Consider the following 22,900-nt stretch of genomic DNA (forward strand, 5'->3'; position numbering starts at 1 on the left):
TCCGGCTGTAATAGTAAGGCCGCAGCAAAACAGCAAGTCTGCCGGGGAAGTGGCGGAATGGCAGACGCGCACGGTTCAGGTCCGTGTGCCCGAAAGGGCGTGGGGGTTCAACTCCCCCCTTCCCCACCAGCAAGTGAGGGGCTCCGACTGGAGCCCCTCACTTTTTTGTCCGCAACCCGTCCCTGCCGTGGTTCCGATTCGGCGGCGGGTGGCGATGATCGGCGTTTCAGGTCCGAACACGCCTCCAAACACACCCCTTCTGACCGCAACCCGTGATCAAGCCCCGTTTTAAGTCGACGCTGGCCTATCTAGAGGAACAATCGCGGAAATCTGTCCTCTAGATAGGCCAGCGTTTATGGAAAACCGGGTGGGGGCTCGGGCGAGCCGTGGTGCGACGGGTGGTCGCGGGTGCCGGAGGTCGCGGTCGGGGGTTCGCGGTCGGGGGTGGCGGTCGGGGGTGGCGGTCAGGGGGTGGCGAGGGCTTCCGTCGGGGAGAGGCGGGCGGCGCGGACGGCCGGGTACAGGCCGGCCACCGCCCCGATCACCAGCGTCGCCCCCAGCCCGCCGAGCATCGCCCAGGCGGGCACCACCGTCGGCCAGCGCTGGTACGCCGCGTACCCGCCCGTCACCGCGATCCCGAGCAGCACCCCTGCCCCGCCGCCGAGCGCCGACAGCAGCAGCGACTCGGACAGGAACTGGAGCCGTACGTGTCCGCGCGTGGCGCCCAGCGAGCGCCGCAGTCCGATCTCGGCCCGCCGCTCCAGCACCGAGATCACCATGGTGTTGGCCACGCCTACCCCGCCGACCAGCAGCGCGACCGCGCCCAGGCCCAGCAGCAGGCCGGTGAACGCCTGGTTGGCGGCCTGCTTGGCGGCCAGCGCGTCGGACGGCCGGGAGACGTCCACCTCGTTGGGCGCCTGCGGGTTGGCGGTGGCGGCGAGCACCGCGCGCACCGCGTCGACGGCGTTCTCCTTCACCCGGGTGTAGACCACCGTCGGATACCGGTCGAAGTCGAGGCGCTGCTCGGCCGCGGTCCAGCCGACCAGCGCGGCGGTGTCGAGTTCCGGCGCGAGCGCGACCGGGTCGAGGATGCCGACGACGGTGAACCACTGCCCGCCGAGCCAGACCCGGGTGTCGGGCGAGGCACGGCCGATGCCCAGCCGCTGCGCGGCGGTGGCGCCGAGGACGGCGGCCGGATATCCGGCGGTGGCCTCGTTGAGCCAGGTGCCGCTGCGCAGGGTGGCGCCGACGGTGGCGGGCAGGTCGGTGCGGGCGGCGTACGCGGACAGGCCGTTGGTCTGCACCTTGGGGATCAGGTCGGACCGGTACAGTTTCGCTCCAGTGATCTTGCCCACTGCCGACACCCGCTCGACCGGGGCGATCCGGCCGATCATCGGCACCGACTCCTCGGGCAGGTGGGCGTCCTCGCCGAACATGGTGCGGCCGGGGGCGACGGTGAGCAGGTTGGTGCCGAGCGCGGCCAGGGTGCGGTCGAGTTCGGCCCGCGACGAGGAGGAGATGCCGACCACGGCGACCATCGCGGCGATGCCGATCGCGATGCCCAGTGCGGACAGCAGCGCCCGCACCGGCCTGGTGCGCAGGCCGACGCCGCCGACGCGCAGCACGTCGCCGGGCCCGAGCCGGGCCGGGACGAGCCGGGGCCGGGCGGGCGCGCCGGGTGCCGGGTCGAGGCTGATCCAGGTCGTCATGGCGTCACCTCGTCGGCCACTATCCGACCGTCGCGCATGTGCACCTGCCGGGGCAGGCCCGCCGCGATCTCGCGGTCGTGCGTGATGATCACGACCGTGGTGCCGCCCCGGTTCAGGTCGTGCAGCAGCTCCATCACCCCGGCGCCGGAGGCGGAGTCGAGGTTGCCGGTGGGCTCGTCGGCGAGCAGCAGCGGCGGATCGCCGACGACCGCGCGGGCGATGGCGACGCGCTGGCGCTCGCCGCCGGACAGCTCGTGCGGTTCGTGGTCGAGCCGGTGGGACAGGCCCACCCGGGCCAGGGCGGCCGCGGCCCGGCGGCGCCGCTCGGCGCGGCGGACGCCGCGGTAGAGCAGCCCGTCGGCGACGTTGTCCAGCGCCGGCACGCCCGTAGCCAGGTGGAACTGCTGGAACACGAACCCGATCCGGGCGGCCCGCAGCGCCGACAGCCTGCGGTCGGAAAGGTCCGCCACGTCGTACCCGTCGATGGCGACGCGGCCCGCGCTGGGGCGGTCGAGGGTGCCGACGACGTGCAGCATCGTGGACTTGCCGGAGCCGGACGGGCCGACGATCGCGGCCAGCTCGCCGGCGGCGACGGTGAGGCTGACCCCGTCCAGCGCGGTGACCCCGCCCGGGTACGTCTTGCGGACGTCCGCCAGGGCGATCACCGGGGGATCCCCACGGTCATGCCCTCGGCGAGCCCGTCGCCGCTGACCTCGACCCGGCCGTCGGAGAACAGGCCCGCCTCGACGGCGACATACCGGCTGGCCGAGCCCTCGACGACCTCGACGCCGTAGCCGCCCTCGCGCAGCGCCACCAGCGCCGCGACGGGCACCGTGAGCACGTTCTCGCGCTGGGAGGCGGTGAAGACGACGTCGACGGCGGCCTGGGTCATGGTGCCCAGCGGCTTCTGGTCGTCCAGGGTGACCACCATCTCGATCTTGGTTTCGGCCGAGGAGCCGGGGGTGCCGTCACCCGCCTCGATCACGGTGTACGACTTCGCGATCCGCCCCGGGACGGTGCCGCCGCCCGGCAGCTGCACCGTCACCGCCGAGCCCTTCTTCGCCAGCCGCTCGTCGGCCACGTCGAGCTGCACCACGACCACCCGGGTGGTGCCCGTGTACGTCAGCACCCCCTGCCCGGCGGGCTCGCCGACCTCGGCGGTCAGGCTGTCCACCCGGATCTCGCCGGGCGTGAACACGACCCGGCCCAGCTCGACCACGCCGGTTTCCGGCAGCCCGAGCTTGTCCTGCCACTTCCTGACCGCCGCCGCGGTCGCGGCGTTGTACTCGTCGTCGACCGTGAACCCGGTGTACCCGAGCGCCCTGAGGTTCTGCTCCAGCTGGCGCACGTCGGCGCCCTCGGTCCCCGGCCGCAGCGGCCGGTACGCCGGGACGGCGCCGTACATGAGGACGACCGGGGTGTCGTCGAGGCGGTAGGCGGCCTGGCCGCGCCGGAGCACCGTGCCCGCCTCGGGCAGCCGGGTCACCGTGCCCTGGAGGCGGGCGGCCAGCGTGCTGGTGGTGCCATAGCCCAGTTCCCCGTCGGCGGTCTGGGTGTCCAGCAGGGTCTGCCGGGTCACCGCCGCGGTGGCCGGGGGCAGCGCGGCGGTGCCGGCCGGGCTCTGCGCCGTACCCCCGAATCCGGTCGCGGCCGCGACCGCGGCACCCGCCGCGACCACCGCGCCCGCTGCCAGCAGCACCGTGCGGCCCGACCGGCGACGGCGGCCGGGCTGGATCTCGTCGGTCACGGCTTGCCCCCGGGACCGTCCGGGCCGCCCTTGCTGATGCCGGGCAGGAACTCCGCCTCGCACTTCTTCTGCGCGGCCGGGAAGTCGGGGTCCTCGCCGACCGACTGGTCGATCATCATGCGGCCGCCGTCGGGGTCCGGGAAGTCCGGCACCCCGTTGTCGCGCATGCACTGGGCGAACTTGCGCATGTTCTCGGCCATCTGCGGATCCGGGCCGACGCCGCCGCGGTCGCCGAACGGGGCGTACTGCTCGCACGCCTTGCTCGCCGCGTCCATCTTGTCCTTGTCCCCCGGACCGCCCTGGATGGTGATCCGGCCGTCGGGGTCGGGGTCGGGCATGTCGATGCCGTGCTCGCGCATGCACTGGGCGAATTTGAGCCCCTTCTCCTGGCGGCTCAGGCTCGGCCCGGCGCTGGGCGTCGCGGTGGCCCTGCCGCCGCCCGCCGAGGCGATGCCGTCGTCCTCGGGCGCCTGCCCGCATCCGGCCAGGGCCAGCGCGCCCGCCAGTGGCAGGGCGAACAGCGCGCCCCACCGCCGTCTCGTGGTCATCAGGTGTCTCCCTCGCGTGATCCACGCCACGGGCACAGTCCCGCGGTCCGGCCCGGACTCTTCGCGTCCGGCCGTTTCCCGACCGTTTCCGCCAGGGCTAACAGCGAAGAAACAGCACGTCGGGTGACTATGGGTCGGCGAAGCCGAGGGAGGGACACAGCAGATGCGGGTGCTCGTGGTCGAGGACGAGGCGCTGCTCGCCGACGCCATCGCCGAGTGGCTGCGCGACGACGCGCACGCCGTCGACGTGGCGTACGACGGGGACGCGGCGCTGGAACGGATCGCGGTCAACGACTACGACGTGGTGCTGCTGGACCGGGACCTGCCCCGGGTGCACGGCGACGACGTGTGCCGGGTGCTGGTCGGCTCCCGGTCGACCGCGCGGGTGCTGATGCTGACGGCCGCCGCCGAGATCGGCGACCGGGTGGCGGGGCTGTCGCTGGGCGCCGACGACTACCTGTCCAAGCCGTTCGCCTTCCCCGAGCTGGCCGCGCGGGTGCACGCGCTGGGCCGGCGCAGCCGGGCCGCCGCCGCGCCGACGCTGGCCAGAGCGGGCATCCGGCTGGACCCGGCCCGGCACGAGGTCTTCCGCGACGGCCGGTATGTGCCGCTGTCGCGCAAGGAGTTCGGCGTGCTGGCCGAGCTGCTGCGCGCCGACGGGGCCGTGGTCTCGGCCGAGGTGCTGCTGGAGAAGGTGTGGGACGAGCACGCCGACCCGTTCACCTCGGCGGTCCGGCTGACCATCCTCAAACTGCGCCGTAAGCTCGGCGAGCCCGCGGTCGTGCACACCGTCGCCGGAGTGGGGTACCAGATTCCATGATCAGGATGCTGTCGCCGGGCCGCCTGACCATCCGGGCCCGGCTCACCCTCTTCTACGGCGCCCTGTTCCTGGTCGCGGGCCTGGCCCTGCTGGCGGTGACCTACTTCCTGCTGGACCAGAAGCTGCTCCAGCCGTTCTCGTTCGACCTGCCCGATCCGGCCAAGGTCGCGGGCGTCGCCGGCCGCCGGGAGCAGCGGGTGCTGATCCAGGGCGCCCCCGACACCATGCTCTACCTCAGCACGCAGGCCGACGACCTGCGCCAGGCCACCCGGGCGTCGCTGCTGACCCAGGGCGCGGTGGCGCTGGCCGTCGTCGGTGCGATCTCGATCGCCATGGGCTGGGTGATCGCCGGTCGGCTGCTGTCGCCGCTGCACCGCATCACCGAGACCGCCCGGCGCATCGGCACCGCCCCGGCCGCCGCCCTCGGCCTGCACGAGCGGATCGCGCTCACCGGCCCGCGCGACGAGCTGCGCGAGCTGGCAGACACCTTCGACGCCATGCTGGCCCGGCTGGACCAGGCCTTCGACGGGCAGCGGCGGTTCGTCGCCAACGCCTCGCACGAGCTGCGTACGCCGCTGACGCTGAACCGGTCCCTGGTCGAGCTGGCCATGCACCGGCGCACCGCGAGCGACGACGTGAAGCGGCTCGGCGAGACGCTGCTGGAGATCAACACCCGGCACGAGCGCCTGATCAACGGGCTGCTGCTACTCGCCCGCTCCGAGAACGAGCTCGCCGACCGGTCACCGGTCGACCTCGCCGACGTGGTGGAGCACGTGGTGGCCCAGTCCGCGGCCGAGGCGGCCGCCGCCGACGTACGGGTGCGGGCCGACGCCGCCGAGGCCGAGCTCGACGGCGACCCGGTGCTGCTGGAGCGGCTGGTGCAGAACCTGGTCGACAACGGCATCCGGCACAACACGCCCGGCGGCTGGGTGCGGGCGTCCAGCCGTACGCTGCCCGACGGCCGCCGGGAGGTGGCCGTGGCGAACACCGGGCCGGTGGTGCCCCGGTACGAGATCCCGGTGATCTTCGAGCCGTTCCGCCGGCTCGGCCGGGACCGGATCACCGGCCAGGGTGCGGGGCTGGGCCTGTCCATCGTCGCGGCGATCACCCGCGCGCACGGCGGCGAGGTGGCGGCGGTGCCGCGCGAGGGCGGCGGTCTCGTCGTCACGGTCGTCCTCCCGCCCGGCTGAAATCGGCTGCAACATCCCCGCGGTACCGGACGTGTCACTGGGGAGCCGCCACCCTGGCGGCCCGCCATCGGGGAGCCGAGCATGCCACCACCCGCGCCATCCGCCGCCGAACGCGGCGATCCGGCGTTCGCGGACCTCTACCTCAGCCACTTCCAGCGCCTGGCGACCCAGCTCTACGCGTATCTCGGCGACCATGCCGAGGCGCAGGACCTGACGCAGGAGGCGTTCTGCCGCGCGTTCGACCGCTGGCACCGCATCAGCGTGTACGACGACCCCGCCGCCTGGGTGCGCCGGGTCGCCTGGAACCTCGCCACCAGCCGCCTGCGCCGCCGGCTGACCGCGCTGCGCTACCTGTCCCGCCAGCGTGAGGAGCACCTGCCCGGCCCGGAGCCCGACCGGGTGGCACTGGTCCGGGCGCTGGCCGAGCTGCCCGCCCGCCAGCGGCGCGCGGTGGTGCTGCACCACCTAGGCCACCTGACCACCGCCGAGATCGCCGAGCAGGAGGGTGTCGCCGAGGGCACCGTGCGCTCCTGGCTGTCGCGGGGGCGCACCGCGCTCGCCGCTTCGCTCACCGACCCCCGAGAGGAGAACAGCCGTGTCCGAGCCGCGCATTGAGGAGACGTTCGCCGAATTCGAGGCCGCGGCCGCGGGCACGTTCCGGCCCGCCGGGCTGGGCCTGGTGGACGACGCGGTGCGCCGTCGGCGGCGCACCCGCCGGGGCGGGCTCGGGGCGCTGGCCCTGCTGGCCGTGTCCGCTCCCCTGCTGCTGGCGGGGATGTACGGCGGCGGCGGGGAGGCTCCGGTGCTCCAGCCCACGCCGACGGTCTCGTCCGGCGCCGTCGCGCCGGTGCGGGCGACGCGCCCGGTCCGGGTGCCCGGATTCGAGACGCAGGCCCCGCCCACGGTCGTCTTCACCGACGCCGACCACGGCTGGACCCTGGTCGAGCGCTGCACCGGCAGCGACCCCTGCGCGATGGCCGTAGGCGTCACGGGCGACGGCGGGCGCACCTGGCGGCGGGCGCAGACCCCGGATCTGACCGGCAAGGTGGTCAACCTGTACCCCCTGGACGGGCAGACGCTGACGCTGCACCTGATCGGGGAGAAGTACCTGCTCACCACCGACGGCGGCGCCCACTTCTCGTCGTACCCGCTGAACCAGCCGCCGCCGCAGGCGCAGCTGGCGCAGTCGCGGCGCGACGGCCGGGAGGGCTACGCGGTGCGCTGCCCCGGGGCGACCGGCTTCGAGGACGGCGGCGCGGGCCTGAACTGCGCCAAGATGGAGCTGGTCCGGCTCGGGTCGGGTCCGGTCCCGGTCCAGCCCGAGCTCGGCGGCCCCATGACCGGGGCGGCGACCGTGCACCGCGGCGGCGACGGCAGGCTCTGGGTGATCTCGCAGGTCGCCCCGAGCGGGCGGATCCGGGTCCAGGTCAGCGTGGACGCCGCCCGGTCGTGGCAGCAGCTGCCCGAGATCTACAGCACCGGGCTCGGCAGCCTGCCGGACCTGGTGATCTCGCCCGACGGGCACGACGTCTGGGTGGCCTGCGCCGACGGGCTGGCATACCACCTCGACTACGACCAGTGGCGCCGCTTCGACCTGAACCTCGACGGCCAGCAGCCGCACATGGTGCGCTCCCTGGGCGAGCAGGGCGGCCTCGTCCTGAGCGACACCCGGCGCACCTGGTACCTGACCGAGCACGGCGTGATCTCCGAGGTCCCCGGGCTGCCCGGGTTCGACGGGATCGAGCAGTCGGCGGACGGGACGCTGTTCGGCTACGGCGACGGCCTGTGGCTCAGTCCCGGCGCCGGGCCCGTCCGCGAGTGGATCAGGCTGTACTGACACCGCGCACCCACCCTGCGCACCCGCCTTCCCGCAGCGCGATCGTCACGCTGCGTGAGGGTGGGTGCGCGCTACTGACGCGCTCCCCGTTTCGGGCAGCAGGCCAGGTAAGCTCTCGGCTGGTCGCGTCCGTCGATGGTGACAGGGAGTATGTGGTGAGCGTTGCGCTGGTGACCGGCTCGGCCGGCCTGATCGGTTCAGAGGCGGCCCGTCACTTCGCCGGCCTGGGCATGCACGTGGTCGGCATCGACAACGACATGCGCAAGTACTTCTTCGGCGAGGACGGCTCCACCGCGTGGAGCCTGGTGAACCTCACCAGCAAGCTCGGCGACTCGTACACGCACTACGACGTCGACATCCGCGACCGCGACGTGCTCTCCAAGATCTTCGAGCGGTACGGCCGGGACATCTCGCTCGTGATCCACACGGCCGCGCAGCCCAGCCACGACTGGGCCGCCAAGGAGCCGTTCACCGACTTCGACGTCAACGCGGGCGGCACCCTCAACGTGCTGGAGTACACCCGCCAGTTCGCCCCCGACGCGGCGTTCATCTTCTGCTCGACGAACAAGGTCTACGGCGACACCCCGAACCGCCTGCCCCTGGTGGAGCAGGAGACCCGGTACGAGATCGACCCGGCCCACCAGTTCGCCAACGGCATCACCGAAGACATGACGATCGACAACAGCCTGCACTCGATCTTCGGCGTCTCCAAGGTCGCCGCGGACGTGGCCGTGCAGGAGTACGGCCGCTACTTCGGCCTGCGGACCGCCTCGTTCCGCGGCGGCACGCTGACCGGCCCGGCCCACTCGGCCGCCGAGCTGCACGGCTTCCTGGCGTACCTGATGCGCTGCGTCATGGAGGGCCGCACCTACAACCTGTACGGCTACAAGGGCAAGATGGTCCGCGACGCCATCCACTCCCACGACGTGCTGACCGCGTTCGAGGCGTTCTACCGCAACCCCCGCGCGGGCGAGGTCTACAACCTCGGCGGCGGCCGGTTCTCCAACACCTCGCACCTGGAGGCGTTCGCGATCGCCGAGCAGATCACCGGCAAGCAGGCCAGCGTGAACTACGTCGAGCAGAACCGCATCGGCGACCACCAGTGGTACGTCAGCGACATGGCCAAGTTCCAGGCGCACTACCCGGACTGGCAGATGACCTACGACGTCCCGGCGATCCTGCGCGAGATCTACGAGGCCAACGCGGACAAGTGGGTGTAGGCCCGATGACCACCACGCTCAACGGCAGCAGCAAGCGCAACGTGCTGGGCGTCTTCGTCGACGCCACCGACTACGCCGACGCGACCGAGCGGATCGTCCGCGCGGCGGCCGAGGGCCGGCCCTTCGCGGTGACGGCGCTGGCCGTGCACGGCGTGATGGAGGGCGTCGCCGACCGCACGCTCGGCGCGCAGCTCAACAGCTTCGACCTGATCACCCCGGACGGCCAGCCCGTGCGCTGGGCGCTGAACGTGCTGCACGGCGCGGGCCTGCGCGACCGGGTGTACGGCCCGGAGCTGACCCTGCGCGTGCTCGGCCGCGCCGCCGAGCTGGGCCTGCCGGTGTACCTCTACGGCTCCACCCAGCCCGTGCTGGACCGGCTGATCCCGGCCCTGATCGCCAAGTACCCGGCGCTGAAGATCGCGGGTTCCGAGCCGTCGAAGTTCCGCGGCGTGGAGCCAGGCGAGGCGCCGCAGATCGCGTCCCGCATCGCCGCATCGGGCGCGCGGATCGTGCTGGTGGGGCTCGGCTGCCCCCGGCAGGAGAAGTTCACCTACGCGATGCGGCCGCACCTGGACATGCCGCTGCTGGCGGTCGGCGCGGCGTTCGACTACCACGCGGGCGGCCTGCGCAAGCCTCCGGCGTGGATGCAGAAGTACGCCCTGGAGTGGCTGTGGCGCCTGGGCCTGGAGCCCAAGCGGCTGTGGCGCCGGTACCTGATCCTCAACCCGAAGTACCTGGCCCGGCTCGGGGCGCAGAAGACGCGCCTGTGGCGCGCCACGCCCGCCACACCGGCGACGGAGTCGCCGGCCACCTTCGCCGTCTGAGGCACGCGCAGAGAAGCTAAGAAGGGCACCTTCTCATCTCATCCCAAGGTGGCAGGTGCCCTTCTCCGCGTCCGGCCGGCGGCGGCGTCAGCGGCGGTTGTAGATGAGGTCGAGGACGGCGCGGGTGGCTTCGAACCAGCGGTTCAGCCATTCGGGGGACGGGTGCGAGCTGCGCGGCGGCAGCTCCAGCAGCAGGCCGCGCAGCAGCGGGTGGTCCACCATCGACTCGGGCGACATGTCCAGCCAGTTCGGCGAGGGGAACGACGGCTCGCCGAACCCCTCCAGGCTCAGCGACGGCATGGACGAGGTCGCGGGTTCGAGCATGGTGTCGCCCGGCAGCTGCGGGCGGTCCGGCTCGCGCAGCAACCGGTCGCGACCGTTGCTGGCGTTCTGGCTGGGCACGTGCTCGGGGATCGTCATCTTGCGTCCTACCGCTCCGGCGAGTTGGCGGGGTGTCAGGGGGTCTCGTCTGGTACAACGAGCGCAGCCGAGGGCAGGCCACGGTCAACGCGCAACCGTTACCCCGCGTAATGCCTGCGTCACTATGAGCATGTCCCGCTAGTTGTCCTACACGTGCGGGGGAACCACCATGGCCGCTGAACCAGCGTCCACACCACTGCCGTCGCAGGTCACGCCGGCGCAGCTCATCGGAGAGATCTCGCGGCTGGTCCGCGAGCTGCCACCCTGCGCCCACTGCGGCCAGGGCACCCGGCACGGGCCGGTGTCCGGGCAGCTCGTCCCAGCCGCGCGCGAGCCGTACGACGACAGCCCGATCGTCGACGTGCTCGAATTCGTCGACGACGACGAGCGCTGGCTGTGGCGCCTGGTCGACGAGGCCGAGCGGGTCGCCGCCGCGGCGCCGCCCGGCCCGGACCCGGCCCAGACCGCGCTGATCGAGCAGCGGTTCCAGGAGGCGTACGAGGCGGAGCAGAAGGTCGCCGCACGCATCCAGGCGACCGTGGACGCCCTGGCGCGACCGTCCTCGTGGCTGCGCCCGGGGCACCGGGCGGCACTGGCGCGGCATCTGCGCGACGACCGGGCGGCGGCGGTGCTGGCCGCGATCCAGCGCGTCCGGTTCGAGGAGATGCGCACCCGGCTGCGGGCGGTCGCCACCTGCCGGACGGACTACCTGCGCACCCACCGCGACACCCTGTCGGCCGGGCGCAACGCGCGCGAGGAGCTGACCCGCATCCTCGACGGCCTGATCGACGCGTACGCCCGCATGCCCCAGCCGCCGGCCTGGTTCAAGTTCGGCCTGGACTTCCCACCCGAGCCCGGCTCGCGGCGGGAGTGGCTGAAGCAGGCCCGCTGCGAGATGGTCGAGCGCCGCCGCGCCGCCCTGGACCGCGGCCCGTTCTGACGACGACACCCTGAGAGTGGCCAGTGCCCTCCCGCCGAGCTGGCGGAAGGGCACTGGCGCAGGTCGAGATACCGGCACGGTGGTCGACTCAGAGGTCGAACTCGCCGTCCTTGGCGCCCTCGACGAAAGCGTCCCACTCGGCGGGCGTGAAGATCAGCGCCGGGCCGGTCGGGTTCTTGGAATCACGCAGGGCGATGGCGCCACCGACGAATGCCACCTCGACGCAGTTGTCGCAGTTGGGTCCGCTCCGCGTGCTCTTGTACCACTGTGCTTGGCTCAGATCGACTCGAAACCCCTTGGTCTCGATTTCCATAGTGGCTCCTCCGCCAGTTGTGCGATCAGCGCGGCGGACTCCGGGGGGCTCAAGGCTGCCCCCTGGAGGTGTTCGAAGATCAGAAGGTACTTCTCCAAGTCGTCGGACTTCTCCAGGAAGAGTCCGCCGGTGGCATTCTCCGCGTAAACCACGGCGGAGTCACCTGCTTCGGCGAATTCCAGGATCGTAAAAGTTCCATCCATGCCGGCATGTGCGCCGCGTTCGAAGGGCAGCACCTGGATGGTCACGTCCGGTTTCGCAGCTGCTTCAGCGATAAGCCGCAGCTGCTGCCGCATGACCGCGTCGCCGCCCACCGGACGGCTCAACACCGACTCATCGAGTACCGCCGCGAAGCTGATCGGATCGTCCTGAAGGAGCAACGAGCCACGCTTCATCCGGACACGGACCCGCTGCATCACCTGTTCGTCCGACCAATCCGGACAGGCGGCCCGGAGCATCGCCTCGGCGTACTCGGCCGACTGGAGCAGGCCGGGCACCACCTGCTGCTCGTACGCCTTGATCGCGCTGGCCGCCGCCTCCATGCCGACGAAGGAACTGACCAGCACGTTGGTGTACGGATGCCACCAGCCCTTCTGGCGGGCCTGCTTGGCGATCTCGACCAGCTCGTCGATCTCCCCCGGCGGAGCGCCGTAGATCGTGAGCATGTCGCGTACGTCCCGCGAGGTGACCGAGTTGTGCCCGGTCTCGATCCGGGAGATCTTCGATTGGGAGCATTCGAGCTTGTCAGCCACGTACTCGAGCGTGATTCCGGCCTGCTCCCGCCTGCGGCGCAGTTCGGCACCGAGGCGTCTACGACGCACGGTGGGGCTCTGTCGGACTGTCACGGCGCACCTCCGCGACGTTGCGGCGAGGGACCCGACGCCTGCTACCCCCCGCCATCAGATTCTGATGGGTCTGTCGTGTTGCGAGTTTGCTCCCACGATCGGGGAATCTTCAACCGGCCGAACGCACAGAGGGTGCGACACAGCACGCTCACGCGGCATTAACCACAGCTTGTCGCATACCAGACGTATGACACCTTCGCGCATACGCATCTTGCAACTTGCATTGAGCAAGGTTGTCGGGCAGAGTGTCTGTTATAGCACCGGAAGTACGATCTTGGCGGTTCAATGATCACGCTGGGTCTACGGTGCCATCTCTGAGCGTTCAACGAACGACAACCGAATCCGTGTTGTACGCACGGCACCTGTCCGACGAAGAGCAGGAGACATGGTGACTCCCCAGGCCGGCGACATCCTCCATGTGACCCGAGAAGCAAGCGTGCAGTTTCTTCGCCCGATGATGTTCCGCGTGATCCGCGTGCACGACTGGCCGACCTACGACGGCTGGGTGTGGCTCGACGGCTACCAGCTCAACGCCGCGGGGGACGCGGTCGAACGCCGCTCGATCTTCGTGCAGCGCTCCGGCCTGCGCGTCGTGCCCGACCAGGCGGCCACCCGCCCGCGCAACGCCGCCCCGCACGCCGCGGCGGTCCAGCGGCCGGGCAGCCACAACTCCCGCCCGACCCTGCACGGACGCCCCGCGGTCGCGGCCGTCCGCTGACCCGCGTTGCTCGCGCCCCCGCCGGTGACCACCGGCGCCGGGGCGCGATCGCGTTTCCGGGCCGAGTCCGAGCCAGACTCACGATTTTCGGTTCCCGCCGGTACGCGCCGGATTACGATCGAATGACCCTAGTGAAATGACGGTAGCGACTCGCTTGGCCGACTGCTCCAGCGCAGGCGGCCGCGACGAGTCACTATCGTCGGCCCTCGCGTGGCACGGCACCCGCTCACCCGGGAGACGGCGCCATGGAAGACCGAGAGATCGCCTCTGGAGCCAGCGCCAGAGCGACCGTTCCACATCGACACCGGCTGGCCGCATTGTGCGGCGCGGCCCTGGCGGCGGCGCTGTTCACGCCGGTCCAGGCCACGGCCGGATCAGGCGAGGCGCGACCCGCGGCACAGTACGCCGCGCAGGCGCCCGCCCCCGAGCAGGCACCGGCGCCTGCCGGGTTGCACACCACGCACAACCTGCCGCCCGAACTGATGGCGCGGTCGCTCATCTCGACCGGGATGATCGGCATCGGCCTGGCCGTCGGCGGCATCGTGATCGTGGCGTACCGCCGACGCCAGTGGTGACCTCAGTTGGGGCTCTCCTGCGGTGACGGCGACAGCGACGGGCTGGGCTCCGCCGACGGGCTCGGCAGCGGCACCGCAACGATGATCTTCACCGTCGCGTGGGGCTCCAGCAGCGAGCCCGGATCCGGCTCGGTCGCCACGACCGTGCCGGGCGCCACCTCGTCGGTCGGGCGCAGCTCGACGTCCGGGTTGAGCCCGACCGCCTGCAGCGCCGCGATCGCCTGCTCCTGGCTCATGCCGACGATGTCCTGCGGCACCGCCACCGGGCTGGCCGCGACGGACGGCGACGGCGCCGGGCTCGCCGCCGCGCTGGTCGGCGCGGCGGGGCTCGGGGCCGCCGTCGGCGACTCGCTCGGCAGCGGCGCCGGCGCGTTGTCGCGCATGGCGAACCACACCGCCACGCCCATCACCGCGAGCAGCAGCACGCTGACGACGGTGATGAGCGCCGGGGCGAGCCAGCTCCGCTCGGCCGGGCCGTACTCCAGCGGCGGGAGGGTGTCCTCCTGCGGCTGCGGCGCGCGCACGCCCGCGCGGCCGGTCCAGACGTCGTCCACGGGCGGCAGCACCGAGGTGCGGTCCAGCGCCGGCGTCTCGGGCACGTCGGACGAGCTCAGCACCTCGGTCCGGTCGGCGTCGACCGGTGGCACCTGCCCCGCGGGCAGCACCGTGGTCGCCTCGTCGCCGGGGGCCCCGCCGGCCGGGGGCGGCGTGGTGCCGTCCTCGGCCGGGGTGCCGTCGTCGTGCTGCTGGGCCTCAGACATGCTGCCGTCCTACCATGTCGATCGGACAATTCACTGCTTCGGGGCACATCGGGCGTGCCTGGCTCAGCCGGCCGCGGCCGGGGAAGGCGACGGATCGGCGGGCTTCTCGCAGGTCAGCGTGATCCGGTCGCCCCACGACACCGTGGTGTCCTTGGCCGCCGACGCCTCCTTGAACGGGTCGTCCTTGTCGCCGATGTACTTCTCGACCTGCAGACCGTTCGCGCGCAGGATGTCCTTGGCCTTCAGGCACGACCCGCCCGAGAGGTCGGGCATCGGGAACGTGTAGACCGGCCCCGCCACGTACAGCGTGATGGACTTGCCCGCCTTCAGCGGCGAGCCCACCGGGGGATCGGTCCGCACCACGTTGCCGGCGGCGGTCTCACCCGGCTCGTCGAAGCTGACGTTCACGGTGAGCTTGAGGCCGAGCAGTGTGGTGTACGCCTCGCGGAAGTTGGTGCCCTCCACGTCCGGGATGGTCGCCCCGGTGTAGGTCGGGCTGGCCGCGACCGAGGGCAGCGGCGAGGCGCTCGGCGACGCCGACGCGGCCGGGGACTCGACCGCCGCGGTCGGGGATGGAGTGCCGTTCGCCTTCGGGGTGCCGCTGTCACCGGCCGCGAACCAGCCGATGGCCAGGCCCGCCACCGCCATCACGACGGTGCCGGTCGCCACGGTGGCGATCGCGCCGGGGCTCAACCCGCGGCGGCGCTGCTGCGGCTGGTCGACCCCCGTCTGCCACGGATCGGTCATCATGCTCTCCTCTGTCGCGACGCCTGCCTCGGACGCCGCAACGAGAGTAAACCGTTCACACGAAGCCACCTCGCGTTGCTATACCCTCGGCATCATGTCGTTATACGGCCAGGGCGAGCGGTCGGGATGGGGCGCGATCGCCGCCGCCGCAGGCGTCTCCGCAAGCGCCGGAGCTGCACAGCTGGGCATCGGGTATGGCCTGGGCATCTTCTCCTGGCTCCCGGCGCTGCCCGACTCGGGCGAAGCCGCCTGGCTGGCGAGTCTTGCCTGGACGGTATGGATTTCCGCCTTCTCGGTGGTCCTCGGCGCGGTCGTGGCCGACCGCATGTCCGGCCCGAGTGTCCAAACCTCGACAGTCGTCCGGGTGCTGTGGCGCATCGCACTCTCCGTCTCCGCCGCGCTGGGCGGCCTGGTCGTGGTGGCGCTCACCGCGATCCCGGCCCGCGGCGCCCACCGGGCCGACACGTTCGCCCCGCACCTGCTCGTCGGCGGATACGCCGTCGCCGGAGTGCTGCTCGGCCTGCTGCTGGCGATCGCCGCGCTGTCCGCCCGCGCCGTCGCCGCGAACCTGTTCGCCACCGGCGTCTGGCTCTGGCTGCTGGCGGTCACCGCCTCGGTCGACAGCCTCGCCGCCGGCCGCGAACCCGGCGTCTCGCAGCTCGGGGTGTGGCCGGTCACCGCCGACGGGCCCTGGTTCCGCAGCCTGTATCTGCCCGGCGCCGCCATCGCCGCCGTGTCGACCCTGCTCATCGGCCTGCTCGCGGCCTGGCCCGCCGCACGCCGCCGCGACGCCCAGGCCGGGATCGTGCTGTCGGGCGCCGCCGGACCGGCCCTGGTCGCGGCCGCCTACCTGCTGGCTGCGCCGACGCTGACCAGCGTGGCACCCGAGCAGCTCTCCGCCCACCTGATCGCGCCGTACTCCGTGGTCACCGGCCTGGTCGGCGCGGTGCTCGCCGTCGTAGTCGGCTGGCCCCGGCGGCCCCGGCCCGCCGTCCCGGCCCAGGGCCGCGCGAAGACCCGCCCCACCGGCCCGGCGACCCGCCCCACCGGCACGGCAGCCCGTCCCGAGCCCGCGACTCCGGCCACCGGCGTCGCCACCGTCGCCGCACCCGCCGCACCCACTGCGAGCAGCGAGGCCTCGACCGCCGCCGACCCGGCCGCCCCGAGCGGCGCCGCACCCGCCGAGCAGACCAGCGCGATCCCGACCCCCTCGGCCGACCCCACGACCCCCTCGCGCCGCTCCAGGCCCAAGAAGTAAGCGCCGTCGGGTGGGGGATGATCGCCGTTTGCGGTCATCCCAGCTCCCTCAGCACCACCTTGTGACCGAAACCAGCGATCACGCCGCGTCGCCGGTCAGCGGATGACGGTGAGCTGATCCGGGTTGGCGCCGCGGGAGCGGAGCACCCGGGTGGAGCGGTCGGCGCTGGCCCGGCACGCCCGTTGCAGCGGGGCCGGGCACGCCGACACCAGCAGCACCCGCGCGGGCCCGTCGTTGAGGCGCATGTACGTCGGCAGCGCCTCCGCCCTGGTCACCCGGAACCGGCCCGGCTCGACCTCCGTGAAGGTGAACCGGCTGATCACCCCGTCCCGGGTGTCGTCGGAGAACCCCTGGTACGAGATGTGGTTGCCCATGCCGTAGGCGACCCACCGGTCCCCGATCCGCTCGAACGGCTGCACCACGTGCGCGTGGTGGCCCAGGATCAGGTCGATCGACCCGTCGGCCAGCAGCCTGCGGGCGACGTCGAGCTGCTGGCTGTTGGGCCGGTGCTCGTACTCCGTACCCCAGTGGACGGAGACGATGACCACCTCGGCGCCGGCCTGGCGGGCCCGCCGGGCCGCAGCCCGCACCCGGTCCGGTTCGAGCAGGTTGACCAGCCACTCCTTGCCCTTGGGCCGCCGTATCCCGTTGAACCCGAAGCTGTACGACAGCAGCCCGACCCGCACCCCGCGCACCGTGACGATGGTCGGGGTGTCCTGCTCGGCCTGGCTGCGGGCCATCCCGGCGTGCGCGATCCCGGCCCGGTCGAGGGCGTCGAGGGTGCGCCGGACGCCCGCCTCACCTCCGTCGATGGAGTGGTTGGAGGCGGTGGAGCAGGCGTCGTAGCCGGTGTCGCGCAGCGCGGGGACGATCTGCGGCGGCACCTTGAAGACGGGATACCCCGTGAACGGGCCGCCGGGGCTGCCCAGCGGGGTCTCCAGATGGCAGATGGCCAGGTCGGCGGCGGAGACGACGGGCTCGACCCCGGCGAGTATGGGCCGGAAGTCGTATCCGCCACCGGGGCTGTCGCGCTGCGCCTGGGCCCAGAGGCCGTTGTGCAGCAGCACGTCGCCGGAGCCGACGACGGTGAAGGTGCGCGGGGCGAAGCCTGGGCTGGGCGGCGCGGGCGCCGGTTCAGGTTGCGGCAGGGCCCGGCCGGGCTGCACGGAGGGCGGAGGCGGGGCGGGGGCATGACCGGAGGGGGTGGGCGGCGCACCGGGGCCGCCGCAGGTGTTCAGCGCCAGCACGAGCACGCCGACCAGCACCCCGCTCAGGCGTGCGGCGCGAGCGCGCAGCATCCGGGCAACCCCGTCCCCGTCGACCACGAGCGCATCCCTCCCGAACATGGCTCGTCGCGGTGCGCCTCGGCGCACCAGGTGAGACAACACGTTGGAGGACACCGGACCACCCCGCCATCCGCTGTTCAGCCATCAGAGAGGTGTTCGGCCATCAGAGGGGCCAGGTGTGCACCGGTTCGTTGCCGCGCGAGAGTTCGGCGTACCGCCCGACCATCTGGCGCAGGGCCTCGGGCCGGTCCAGGCCGCGCTCCTGTAGCGCGCGCACGGTCTGGACCTGCCAGGTGGCGCCGTTGCGGCCGAGCAGGCAGCGCTGCTCGATGATGCCGAGCAGCCGGTCGCGCTCGGCGGGACCGACGCCGTACTGGTCCAGGCCTTCGGCGGCGCGGGGCAGCAGTTCCAGCACCAGATCCGTGATCTTGATTTCGCCGCGGCGGGGCCACCAGGCGGGCGCGGCGATGCCCCGGCGGGCGGCCGAGTGGAAGTTGTCCTGCGCCACGCTGAACGGCAGCTGCGTCCAGAGCGGGCGGTCGTCCTCGGCCAGCGACCGCACCAGCCCGTAGTAGAAGGCGCCGTTGGCGAGCATGTCGACCACGGTCGGCCCGGCCGGCAGCACCCGGTTCTCCACCCGCAGGTGCGGGCGCCCGGCCATGATGTCGTAGACGGGCCGGTTCCAGCGGTAGATGGTCCCGTTGTGCAGGCGCAGCTCCGCGAGCTTGGGCACCCCGCCATCGCGTACGACCTGGAGCGGGTCCTCCGCGTCCATGATCGGCAGCAGCGGCGGGAAGTAGCGGACGTTCTCCTCGAACAGGTCGAAGATCGAGGTGACCCAGCGCTCCCCGAACCAGACCCGCGGACGCACCCCCTGGGCCTTGAGCTCGTCGGGCCGGGTGTCGGTGGCCTGCTCGAACAGCGCGATCCGGGTCTCGTCCCACAGCTGGTGCTGGAACAGGAACGGCGAGTTGGCCCCGACCGCGACCTGGAGGCTGGAGATGATCTGCGAGGCGTTCCAGTACGCCGCGAAGTCGGCTGGCGACACCTGGAGGTGGAACTGGAGGCTGGTGCAGGCGGCCTCGGGCGCGATCGAGTCGGTGTGCACCGTGAGCCGCTCGACGCCGCGGATGTCCAGCCCGATCTGCTCGCCGCGCGCGGCGAGGATCTCCTCGTTGAGGGTGCGGTAGCGGCCACTGGTGGACAGGTTGGCGGCCACGGTGTGCTCGGGGGTCAGCGTGGGCAGGATGCCGATCGTCAGCACCGAGGCGTCGTGCCGCCGCGCGTACCCCTCGGCGTTGTCCAGGCTGGCCCTGATCTGCGCCTCGTACTTGGTGAGGCCGTCGGCGGCGATGAGGCGCGGTGGCACGTTCAGTTCGAGGTTGAAGCGCCCGAGCTCGGTCTGGAAGTACGGATCGCGCAGGTCGGCGAGCACTTCGGCGTTGCACATGGTCGGCCGGTGCTCCGGGTCCACCAGGTTCAGCTCGATCTCCAACCCGGTCATCGGGTAGTCGGAGTCGAAGGTGAAGTCGTTGAGCATCATGGCGAACACGTCGAGGCAGCGGCGGACCTTCTGGCGGTACTGTTCCCGCTCCTGCCGGGTGAAGCTCTGCTGCAGTACTTCCTGGCCCATAAAGCCCTCCCGACGCACGGTAAGCACGCGAACTCTCAGCGTACTTGCCTTGGGCGACAACAGGATCGGGCGGTCGTCCCGTTCGGACGTTTCATCGTCTCATCCTTCGGGAAACGAAGGGCAACATATGTGCCATCCCGCCCGATACGATACTGAAATGGAACTCCTCGATGATTCGAGGCTCACCACGATGGGCCTCCTGACGGAGGCCTACACCAGCCTCAACAGCCTCTGTGCCGAGCACTTCGCGGCGCACGGCCTGGCACCGATCGAGTTCGAGGTGCTGCTCAGACTCGCCCGCGCGCCGGGTCGGCAGTTGCGCATGACCGACCTTTCCCGACACACGTCCATGAGCACCAGCGGGGTGACCCGCATGGTCGACCGGCTGGAACGCGAAAACCTGGTGGCCCGCGTGCCCTGCGACGTCGACCGCCGCAGCTCCTTCGCCATGCTCACGGCGCAGGGGCTGTCCCGCCTGGCCGAGACCGTCCCCGGCCACCTGCAGATCCTTGAGGAATGGCTCATCGGCCCACTCACCCAGCGCCAGCTCCAAGGCCTGGTCGCGGGGCTGCGGGTGGTGCGCGACGCCGTCCGGCCCGACACCGTGCCACCCATCGAGATGCGGGCGCCCCGGCGCCCGCCGGCGCCCACGGTCGGGCGCTGACGCATTACCGACAGGCCGTTCAGCCAGGGCGACCTGCCGCACGCCTGCCGCACGGCGGCAGAAGCGGCGGCAGAAATCGCGGGGCTGGACGTGAAAGGACACTGAAACGGGCAAAAGGGCAGGTGCCTGTTGCTAGCGTCATGCCCCTGTGGGAGGAGCGGCCTAGGCCGGCTCTGATCACGGGGGCTGATTCGGCGCGGGCGGAGACGGCGGAGGGGCGCGGCACTGCGGTGCCGCCGGGTGCGCAGAGCACCGACCGTCGGGGGGCCGCCCGCGCCGGGCGCAGCGCGTCGCGTCCGGCACAGCGCGTCGCGTCCGGCACTCAGCCGAGCTGCGCCCGCTGCCGCTCGGTGAGCACGATGCCGGAGCTCTCGCACAGCCGCCACAGCCGCGACAGCGCCTCCTCCTGGTCCGCACCCGTGCGCACCAGGCCGAGCAGCGCCTCCACCACGTCGCGCAGATCGGGCCCGCCGTCACGCCGAGCCGCCGCCGTGAACCAGGACGCCGCCAGCGTGCGGTGACCGCGCTGCTCGGCGAGCGTGGCCTCGATCATCGCGCAGTGCCAGTCCTCGACCCGCTCGGCCGTATCCGGTTCGGACACCGTGCCGCCGAGCTGCGACCGGATCTCGGCGAGCACCTTCTCCGCCTCCGGCAGCCGGCCGCCCTGGGCGTACGCCAGCCCCACCACGCCCAGCACGCGCCGCCGGTGGATGCTCGGATCGCCCGCCTCCGCCAGCATCTCCACCGCCTGTAGCCCGACCCGGGCCGATTCGTCGAACCGCCCCTCCAGCCGCAGCACCTCGGCCAGGTTGGCGCGGGCCAGCGCCCGCAGTTCGGGCTCGCCTGCCCGCGCGGACAGCCGCTCCACCGCCGCGAGCCGTCGCTGCGCCGCCGCCAGGTCGGCGTTGCGCAGGTCGTGCCAGATCAGGTTGTTCTGCGCGATGGCCATGTCCCGGACCCGGCCGGTGCGGGTCGCCAGCGCGAGGGTGGCCTCCCCGTGCCGGCGGGCTTCGTCGTACGCCCCGATGGCCTGCTGCACGGCCTGGAGCACCGCCCGCGCGGCCAGCTCGCCCGCGATGTCGCCCACCAGCACGAAGCTGGCCAGGGCCTGCTCGGCGCGCGGCAGCTCGGCCTGGCCCGCGCCGTGCTCGGCCGCCAGCTGCATCACGCCCAGGTCCGCCCAGGCGCGCAGCTGCGGGTCGGCATCGGCGATGCGCGGATCGTCGAGCAGCCGCCGCAACCACTGCCGTCCCTGCTGGTCACGGCCGCGAAAGCGCCACCAGCGGGGCAGCTTCGCGGCCAGCCGCAGCGCGGTCACCGGCTCGTGCTCGGCGGCGTACGCCAGCGCGGTCCACAGGTCGCTGGCCACGTCGTCGAAGCGCGCCACGGTCGCGGCCAGGGTCGCGCCCGACATGGCCGGGGCGTTGCGGTCGGCGAAGTCGGCGAACACCTGCGCGTGGCGCCCCCGGATCCCGGCCGTCTCGCCCGCCGCGGCGGCCTGCTCGGCGGCGAACTCGCGCACCACGTCCAGCAGCACGAAGCGCAGCGCGCCGGACCCGCGCACCTGCACCAGCCCGAGGTCCACCAGGCGCTCCAGCGCCGGGACGACGTCGACGCGCTGGCCGATCAGCTCCTCGGCCAGCTCGATGGACCAGCGGTAGCCGAAGGCCGACAGGCTGCGCAGCGCCATCCGCTGCGACGGCTCCAGCAGCCGGTAGCTCGCGGTGACCACGTCGCGCAGGGTCACCAGGTCGTCGGCGCCGCCCAGCTCCAGCAGGCGGTGGCCGTAGCGGGCCAGCATCTCGGCCGGGTCGAGCACCCGCCCGCGGGCCGCGGCCAGCTCGATGGCCAGCGGCAGGCCGCCGAGGCGGCGTACGAGGGCGACCAGCGCACCCACCTCGACGTCGGCGGGTGCGGCCGATCCCTGCCGCCGCACCTGCTGCCACCTGGCCAGGAACAGCGCGCTGGCCGGGTGCTGCTCGGCCTCGACGAGCGTGCTCGCCTCGGCGGGCGGCAGCGCCAGCGGGCCCACGGGCCACACCCGCTCCCCCGGCAGGCCGAGCGGGGCCCGCGCCGAGGCCAGCACCCGCAGCGTCGGGGTGATCGCCAGCACGTCGGCCAGGACCTCGGCGAACGCCTCCGGCGAGCGGTCGGCGGCGTCCATCATCAGCAGCACCGGCTCCTGCAGCCGGGTCGGCAGCTCCGCCGGGCGCGCCGCGTCGAGCACCGCGCACAGCACCTCGCGGATGTCGGCCGCGGTGTCGCCCGCCGCGATGCTGATGGCCACGGCACCGCCCGGGAACAGCGGCTGCGCCGCGTACGCCGCGGTCAGCGCCAGCGCGCTCTTGCCGACCCCGGCGAGGCCCACCAGGGTGGTCAGCCCGGACTGGGCGCCCAGGTGCGCCAGCAGCGCCGCGACCTCCTCCTCCCGGCCGAACAGCAGCGGCGGGGTGGGCAGGGCGTAGCCGCCGGGGCGGGGCGGGGCGGGCGGCTGGGGGCCGTGGCCGCGCGCGGCGGCGAAGAAGTCGGTGACGGCGCGGCCGGTCAGGCCGAGGGCGGTGGCGAGCAGCTCGACGGTGGTGCGCTGCGGCCGGGCCGCGCGGCCGTGCTCCAGGTCCCGGACCGTACGAATGCCCAGGCCGGACCGGGCGGCCAGCTCCGACTGGGTCAGCCGGGCCGCGTGCCGGTGCGCGCGCAGCAGCGCTCCGAAGGTCGCCGCCTCGTCGGCGGACTCCGGCTCGGCGCGGGTGGTGCCGACGGGCTCTGCCGGGCCGGACTGACCTGGGGTCATGGCCGCAAAGACTACGCACTGAAGACCGAAGGTGGGAGTCCCACGTCGAGTTTC

Annotated in this window: 23 protein-coding genes and 1 tRNA gene; 12 read left to right on the forward strand and 12 right to left on the reverse strand. The window is 72.7% G+C overall.

Features of this window, described 5'->3' with window-relative positions:
- Positions 1-43: 43 nt before the first annotated feature.
- Positions 44-129: transfer RNA gene (locus Cs7R123_RS19575), tRNA-Leu, on the forward strand.
- 335 nt (positions 130-464) lie between these two features.
- Here the strand turns inward: Cs7R123_RS19575 and Cs7R123_RS19580 are convergent.
- From Cs7R123_RS19580 to Cs7R123_RS19595, 4 genes are read right to left on the reverse strand one after another with little or no spacing between them, the layout of a single operon-like run.
- Positions 465-1,709, reverse strand: coding sequence for an ABC transporter permease (locus Cs7R123_RS19580; protein ID WP_212828450.1), 1,245 nt, complete (start codon positions 1,707-1,709; stop codon positions 465-467).
- The gene (locus tag Cs7R123_RS19585; RefSeq protein WP_212828452.1) at positions 1,706-2,374 is read right to left on the reverse strand and encodes an ABC transporter ATP-binding protein; all 669 of its coding nucleotides are present in this window, start codon (positions 2,372-2,374) and stop codon (positions 1,706-1,708) included. Before Cs7R123_RS19585 ends, Cs7R123_RS19580 begins: the two co-directional genes overlap by 4 nt.
- Positions 2,371-3,456: a peptidoglycan-binding protein gene (locus Cs7R123_RS19590; RefSeq protein WP_244871920.1), complete on the reverse strand. Its 1,086-nt coding sequence runs from the start codon at positions 3,454-3,456 to the stop codon at positions 2,371-2,373. Before Cs7R123_RS19590 ends, Cs7R123_RS19585 begins: the two co-directional genes overlap by 4 nt.
- Complete coding sequence (locus Cs7R123_RS19595) at positions 3,453-4,004, reverse strand: hypothetical protein (RefSeq protein ID WP_212828453.1); 552 nt, start codon at positions 4,002-4,004, stop codon at positions 3,453-3,455. The genes Cs7R123_RS19590 and Cs7R123_RS19595 overlap by 4 nt, the downstream gene beginning before the upstream one ends.
- Before the next feature lie 163 nt (positions 4,005-4,167).
- Between Cs7R123_RS19595 and Cs7R123_RS19600 the strand changes: the two genes are divergently transcribed.
- The 6 genes from Cs7R123_RS19600 (at position 4,168) to Cs7R123_RS19625 (ending at position 9,895) form a co-directional block, all read left to right on the forward strand.
- Positions 4,168-4,824 (forward strand): response regulator transcription factor, encoded by a 657-nt coding sequence (locus tag Cs7R123_RS19600; protein WP_212828454.1) that lies wholly within the window; start codon positions 4,168-4,170, stop codon positions 4,822-4,824.
- Entirely contained in the window at positions 4,821-6,014 is a 1,194-nt protein-coding gene (locus Cs7R123_RS19605) for a HAMP domain-containing sensor histidine kinase (protein WP_244871921.1), read from the forward strand. Before Cs7R123_RS19600 ends, Cs7R123_RS19605 begins: the two co-directional genes overlap by 4 nt.
- 81 nt (positions 6,015-6,095) lie before the next feature.
- Positions 6,096-6,629: an RNA polymerase sigma factor gene (locus tag Cs7R123_RS19610; protein ID WP_212828455.1), complete on the forward strand. Its 534-nt coding sequence runs from the start codon at positions 6,096-6,098 to the stop codon at positions 6,627-6,629.
- Positions 6,610-7,851: a hypothetical protein gene (locus Cs7R123_RS19615; protein WP_212828456.1), complete on the forward strand. Its 1,242-nt coding sequence runs from the start codon at positions 6,610-6,612 to the stop codon at positions 7,849-7,851. The genes Cs7R123_RS19610 and Cs7R123_RS19615 overlap by 20 nt, the downstream gene beginning before the upstream one ends.
- A 155-nt stretch (positions 7,852-8,006) precedes the next feature.
- Positions 8,007-9,071, forward strand: a complete 1,065-nt coding sequence (locus tag Cs7R123_RS19620) for an NAD-dependent epimerase/dehydratase family protein (RefSeq protein ID WP_212828457.1) — start codon at positions 8,007-8,009, stop codon at positions 9,069-9,071.
- A 5-nt stretch (positions 9,072-9,076) separates the two neighbouring features.
- A complete protein-coding gene (locus tag Cs7R123_RS19625) occupies positions 9,077-9,895 on the forward strand; it encodes a WecB/TagA/CpsF family glycosyltransferase (RefSeq protein ID WP_212828458.1) in 819 nt (272 codons plus the stop codon).
- Positions 9,896-9,982: 87 nt separating this feature from the next.
- Here the strand turns inward: Cs7R123_RS19625 and Cs7R123_RS19630 are convergent, their stop codons facing one another.
- Complete coding sequence (locus tag Cs7R123_RS19630; protein ID WP_212829313.1) at positions 9,983-10,315, reverse strand: hypothetical protein; 333 nt, start codon at positions 10,313-10,315, stop codon at positions 9,983-9,985.
- A 169-nt stretch (positions 10,316-10,484) separates the two neighbouring features.
- On the opposite strand from Cs7R123_RS19630, the gene Cs7R123_RS19635 reads away from it, so the two are divergent.
- Positions 10,485-11,255 (forward strand): hypothetical protein, encoded by a 771-nt coding sequence (locus Cs7R123_RS19635; protein WP_212828460.1) that lies wholly within the window; start codon positions 10,485-10,487, stop codon positions 11,253-11,255.
- 88 nt (positions 11,256-11,343) lie between these two features.
- On the opposite strand, the gene Cs7R123_RS19640 is transcribed toward Cs7R123_RS19635, so the two are convergent.
- Complete coding sequence (locus Cs7R123_RS19640; RefSeq protein WP_212829282.1) at positions 11,344-11,562, reverse strand: DUF397 domain-containing protein; 219 nt, start codon at positions 11,560-11,562, stop codon at positions 11,344-11,346.
- A complete protein-coding gene (locus Cs7R123_RS19645; protein WP_212828462.1) occupies positions 11,532-12,413 on the reverse strand; it encodes a helix-turn-helix transcriptional regulator in 882 nt (293 codons plus the stop codon). The genes Cs7R123_RS19640 and Cs7R123_RS19645 overlap by 31 nt, the downstream gene beginning before the upstream one ends.
- Positions 12,414-12,798: 385 nt before the next feature.
- Here Cs7R123_RS19645 and Cs7R123_RS40235 point away from each other — a divergent pair, with 385 nt between their 5' ends.
- Positions 12,799-13,131 (forward strand): hypothetical protein, encoded by a 333-nt coding sequence (locus Cs7R123_RS40235; RefSeq protein ID WP_374706970.1) that lies wholly within the window; start codon positions 12,799-12,801, stop codon positions 13,129-13,131.
- A gap of 245 nt (positions 13,132-13,376) precedes the next feature.
- Positions 13,377-13,706, forward strand: a complete 330-nt coding sequence (locus Cs7R123_RS19655; protein ID WP_212828464.1) for a hypothetical protein — start codon at positions 13,377-13,379, stop codon at positions 13,704-13,706.
- A gap of 2 nt (positions 13,707-13,708) precedes the next feature.
- Here Cs7R123_RS19655 and Cs7R123_RS19660 read toward each other — a convergent pair whose 3' ends face one another.
- Both Cs7R123_RS19660 and Cs7R123_RS19665 read right to left on the reverse strand, forming a co-directional pair.
- Positions 13,709-14,467: a PASTA domain-containing protein gene (locus tag Cs7R123_RS19660; RefSeq protein WP_212828466.1), complete on the reverse strand. Its 759-nt coding sequence runs from the start codon at positions 14,465-14,467 to the stop codon at positions 13,709-13,711.
- Positions 14,468-14,530: 63 nt separating this feature from the next.
- The gene (locus Cs7R123_RS19665; RefSeq protein ID WP_212828468.1) at positions 14,531-15,214 is read right to left on the reverse strand and encodes a PASTA domain-containing protein; all 684 of its coding nucleotides are present in this window, start codon (positions 15,212-15,214) and stop codon (positions 14,531-14,533) included.
- Between the two features lie 94 nt (positions 15,215-15,308).
- On the opposite strand from Cs7R123_RS19665, the gene Cs7R123_RS19670 reads away from it, so the two are divergent.
- The gene (locus tag Cs7R123_RS19670) at positions 15,309-16,472 is read left to right on the forward strand and encodes a hypothetical protein (protein ID WP_212828475.1); all 1,164 of its coding nucleotides are present in this window, start codon (positions 15,309-15,311) and stop codon (positions 16,470-16,472) included.
- A gap of 95 nt (positions 16,473-16,567) precedes the next feature.
- Here Cs7R123_RS19670 and Cs7R123_RS19675 read toward each other — a convergent pair whose 3' ends face one another.
- The gene (locus tag Cs7R123_RS19675; protein ID WP_212828477.1) at positions 16,568-17,770 is read right to left on the reverse strand and encodes a CapA family protein; all 1,203 of its coding nucleotides are present in this window, start codon (positions 17,768-17,770) and stop codon (positions 16,568-16,570) included.
- 151 nt (positions 17,771-17,921) lie between these two features.
- Positions 17,922-19,391 carry a glutamate--cysteine ligase gene (locus Cs7R123_RS19680; RefSeq protein WP_212828478.1) on the reverse strand — a complete coding sequence of 490 codons (1,470 nt, stop codon included), beginning with the start codon at positions 19,389-19,391 and terminating at the stop codon, positions 17,922-17,924.
- A 157-nt stretch (positions 19,392-19,548) separates the two neighbouring features.
- Between Cs7R123_RS19680 and Cs7R123_RS19685 the strand changes: the two genes are divergently transcribed.
- Positions 19,549-20,055 carry a MarR family winged helix-turn-helix transcriptional regulator gene (locus tag Cs7R123_RS19685; RefSeq protein ID WP_212828479.1) on the forward strand — a complete coding sequence of 169 codons (507 nt, stop codon included), beginning with the start codon at positions 19,549-19,551 and terminating at the stop codon, positions 20,053-20,055.
- 322 nt (positions 20,056-20,377) lie between these two features.
- Here Cs7R123_RS19685 and Cs7R123_RS19690 read toward each other — a convergent pair whose 3' ends face one another.
- Positions 20,378-22,846: a helix-turn-helix domain-containing protein gene (locus Cs7R123_RS19690; protein WP_212828480.1), complete on the reverse strand. Its 2,469-nt coding sequence runs from the start codon at positions 22,844-22,846 to the stop codon at positions 20,378-20,380.
- Between the last annotated feature and the right edge of the window lie 54 nt (positions 22,847-22,900).

It is taken from the genome of Catellatospora sp. TT07R-123 (genome assembly GCF_018327705.1).
Lineage (GTDB): Bacteria > Actinomycetota > Actinomycetes > Mycobacteriales > Micromonosporaceae > Catellatospora.

Coding starts and splice junctions, on each gene's coding strand:
- Cs7R123_RS19660 (WP_212828466.1), bottom strand. CDS start 14,467: ATGTCTGAGGCCCAGCAGCACGACGACGGCACCCCGGCCGAGGACGGC.
- Cs7R123_RS19685 (WP_212828479.1), top strand. CDS start 19,549: ATGGAACTCCTCGATGATTCGAGGCTCACCACGATGGGCCTCCTGACG.
- Cs7R123_RS19665 (WP_212828468.1), bottom strand. CDS start 15,214: ATGACCGATCCGTGGCAGACGGGGGTCGACCAGCCGCAGCAGCGCCGC.
- Cs7R123_RS19605 (WP_244871921.1), top strand. CDS start 4,821: ATGATCAGGATGCTGTCGCCGGGCCGCCTGACCATCCGGGCCCGGCTC.
- Cs7R123_RS19600 (WP_212828454.1), top strand. CDS start 4,168: ATGCGGGTGCTCGTGGTCGAGGACGAGGCGCTGCTCGCCGACGCCATC.
- Cs7R123_RS19580 (WP_212828450.1), bottom strand. CDS start 1,709: ATGACGACCTGGATCAGCCTCGACCCGGCACCCGGCGCGCCCGCCCGG.
- Cs7R123_RS19635 (WP_212828460.1), top strand. CDS start 10,485: ATGGCCGCTGAACCAGCGTCCACACCACTGCCGTCGCAGGTCACGCCG.
- Cs7R123_RS19630 (WP_212829313.1), bottom strand. CDS start 10,315: ATGACGATCCCCGAGCACGTGCCCAGCCAGAACGCCAGCAACGGTCGC.
- Cs7R123_RS40235 (WP_374706970.1), top strand. CDS start 12,799: ATGGTGACTCCCCAGGCCGGCGACATCCTCCATGTGACCCGAGAAGCA.
- Cs7R123_RS19670 (WP_212828475.1), top strand. CDS start 15,309: ATGTCGTTATACGGCCAGGGCGAGCGGTCGGGATGGGGCGCGATCGCC.
- Cs7R123_RS19680 (WP_212828478.1), bottom strand. CDS start 19,391: ATGGGCCAGGAAGTACTGCAGCAGAGCTTCACCCGGCAGGAGCGGGAA.
- Cs7R123_RS19625 (WP_212828458.1), top strand. CDS start 9,077: ATGACCACCACGCTCAACGGCAGCAGCAAGCGCAACGTGCTGGGCGTC.
- Cs7R123_RS19675 (WP_212828477.1), bottom strand. CDS start 17,770: ATGCTGCGCGCTCGCGCCGCACGCCTGAGCGGGGTGCTGGTCGGCGTG.
- Cs7R123_RS19595 (WP_212828453.1), bottom strand. CDS start 4,004: ATGACCACGAGACGGCGGTGGGGCGCGCTGTTCGCCCTGCCACTGGCG.
- Cs7R123_RS19690 (WP_212828480.1), bottom strand. CDS start 22,846: ATGACCCCAGGTCAGTCCGGCCCGGCAGAGCCCGTCGGCACCACCCGC.
- Cs7R123_RS19610 (WP_212828455.1), top strand. CDS start 6,096: ATGCCACCACCCGCGCCATCCGCCGCCGAACGCGGCGATCCGGCGTTC.
- Cs7R123_RS19655 (WP_212828464.1), top strand. CDS start 13,377: ATGGAAGACCGAGAGATCGCCTCTGGAGCCAGCGCCAGAGCGACCGTT.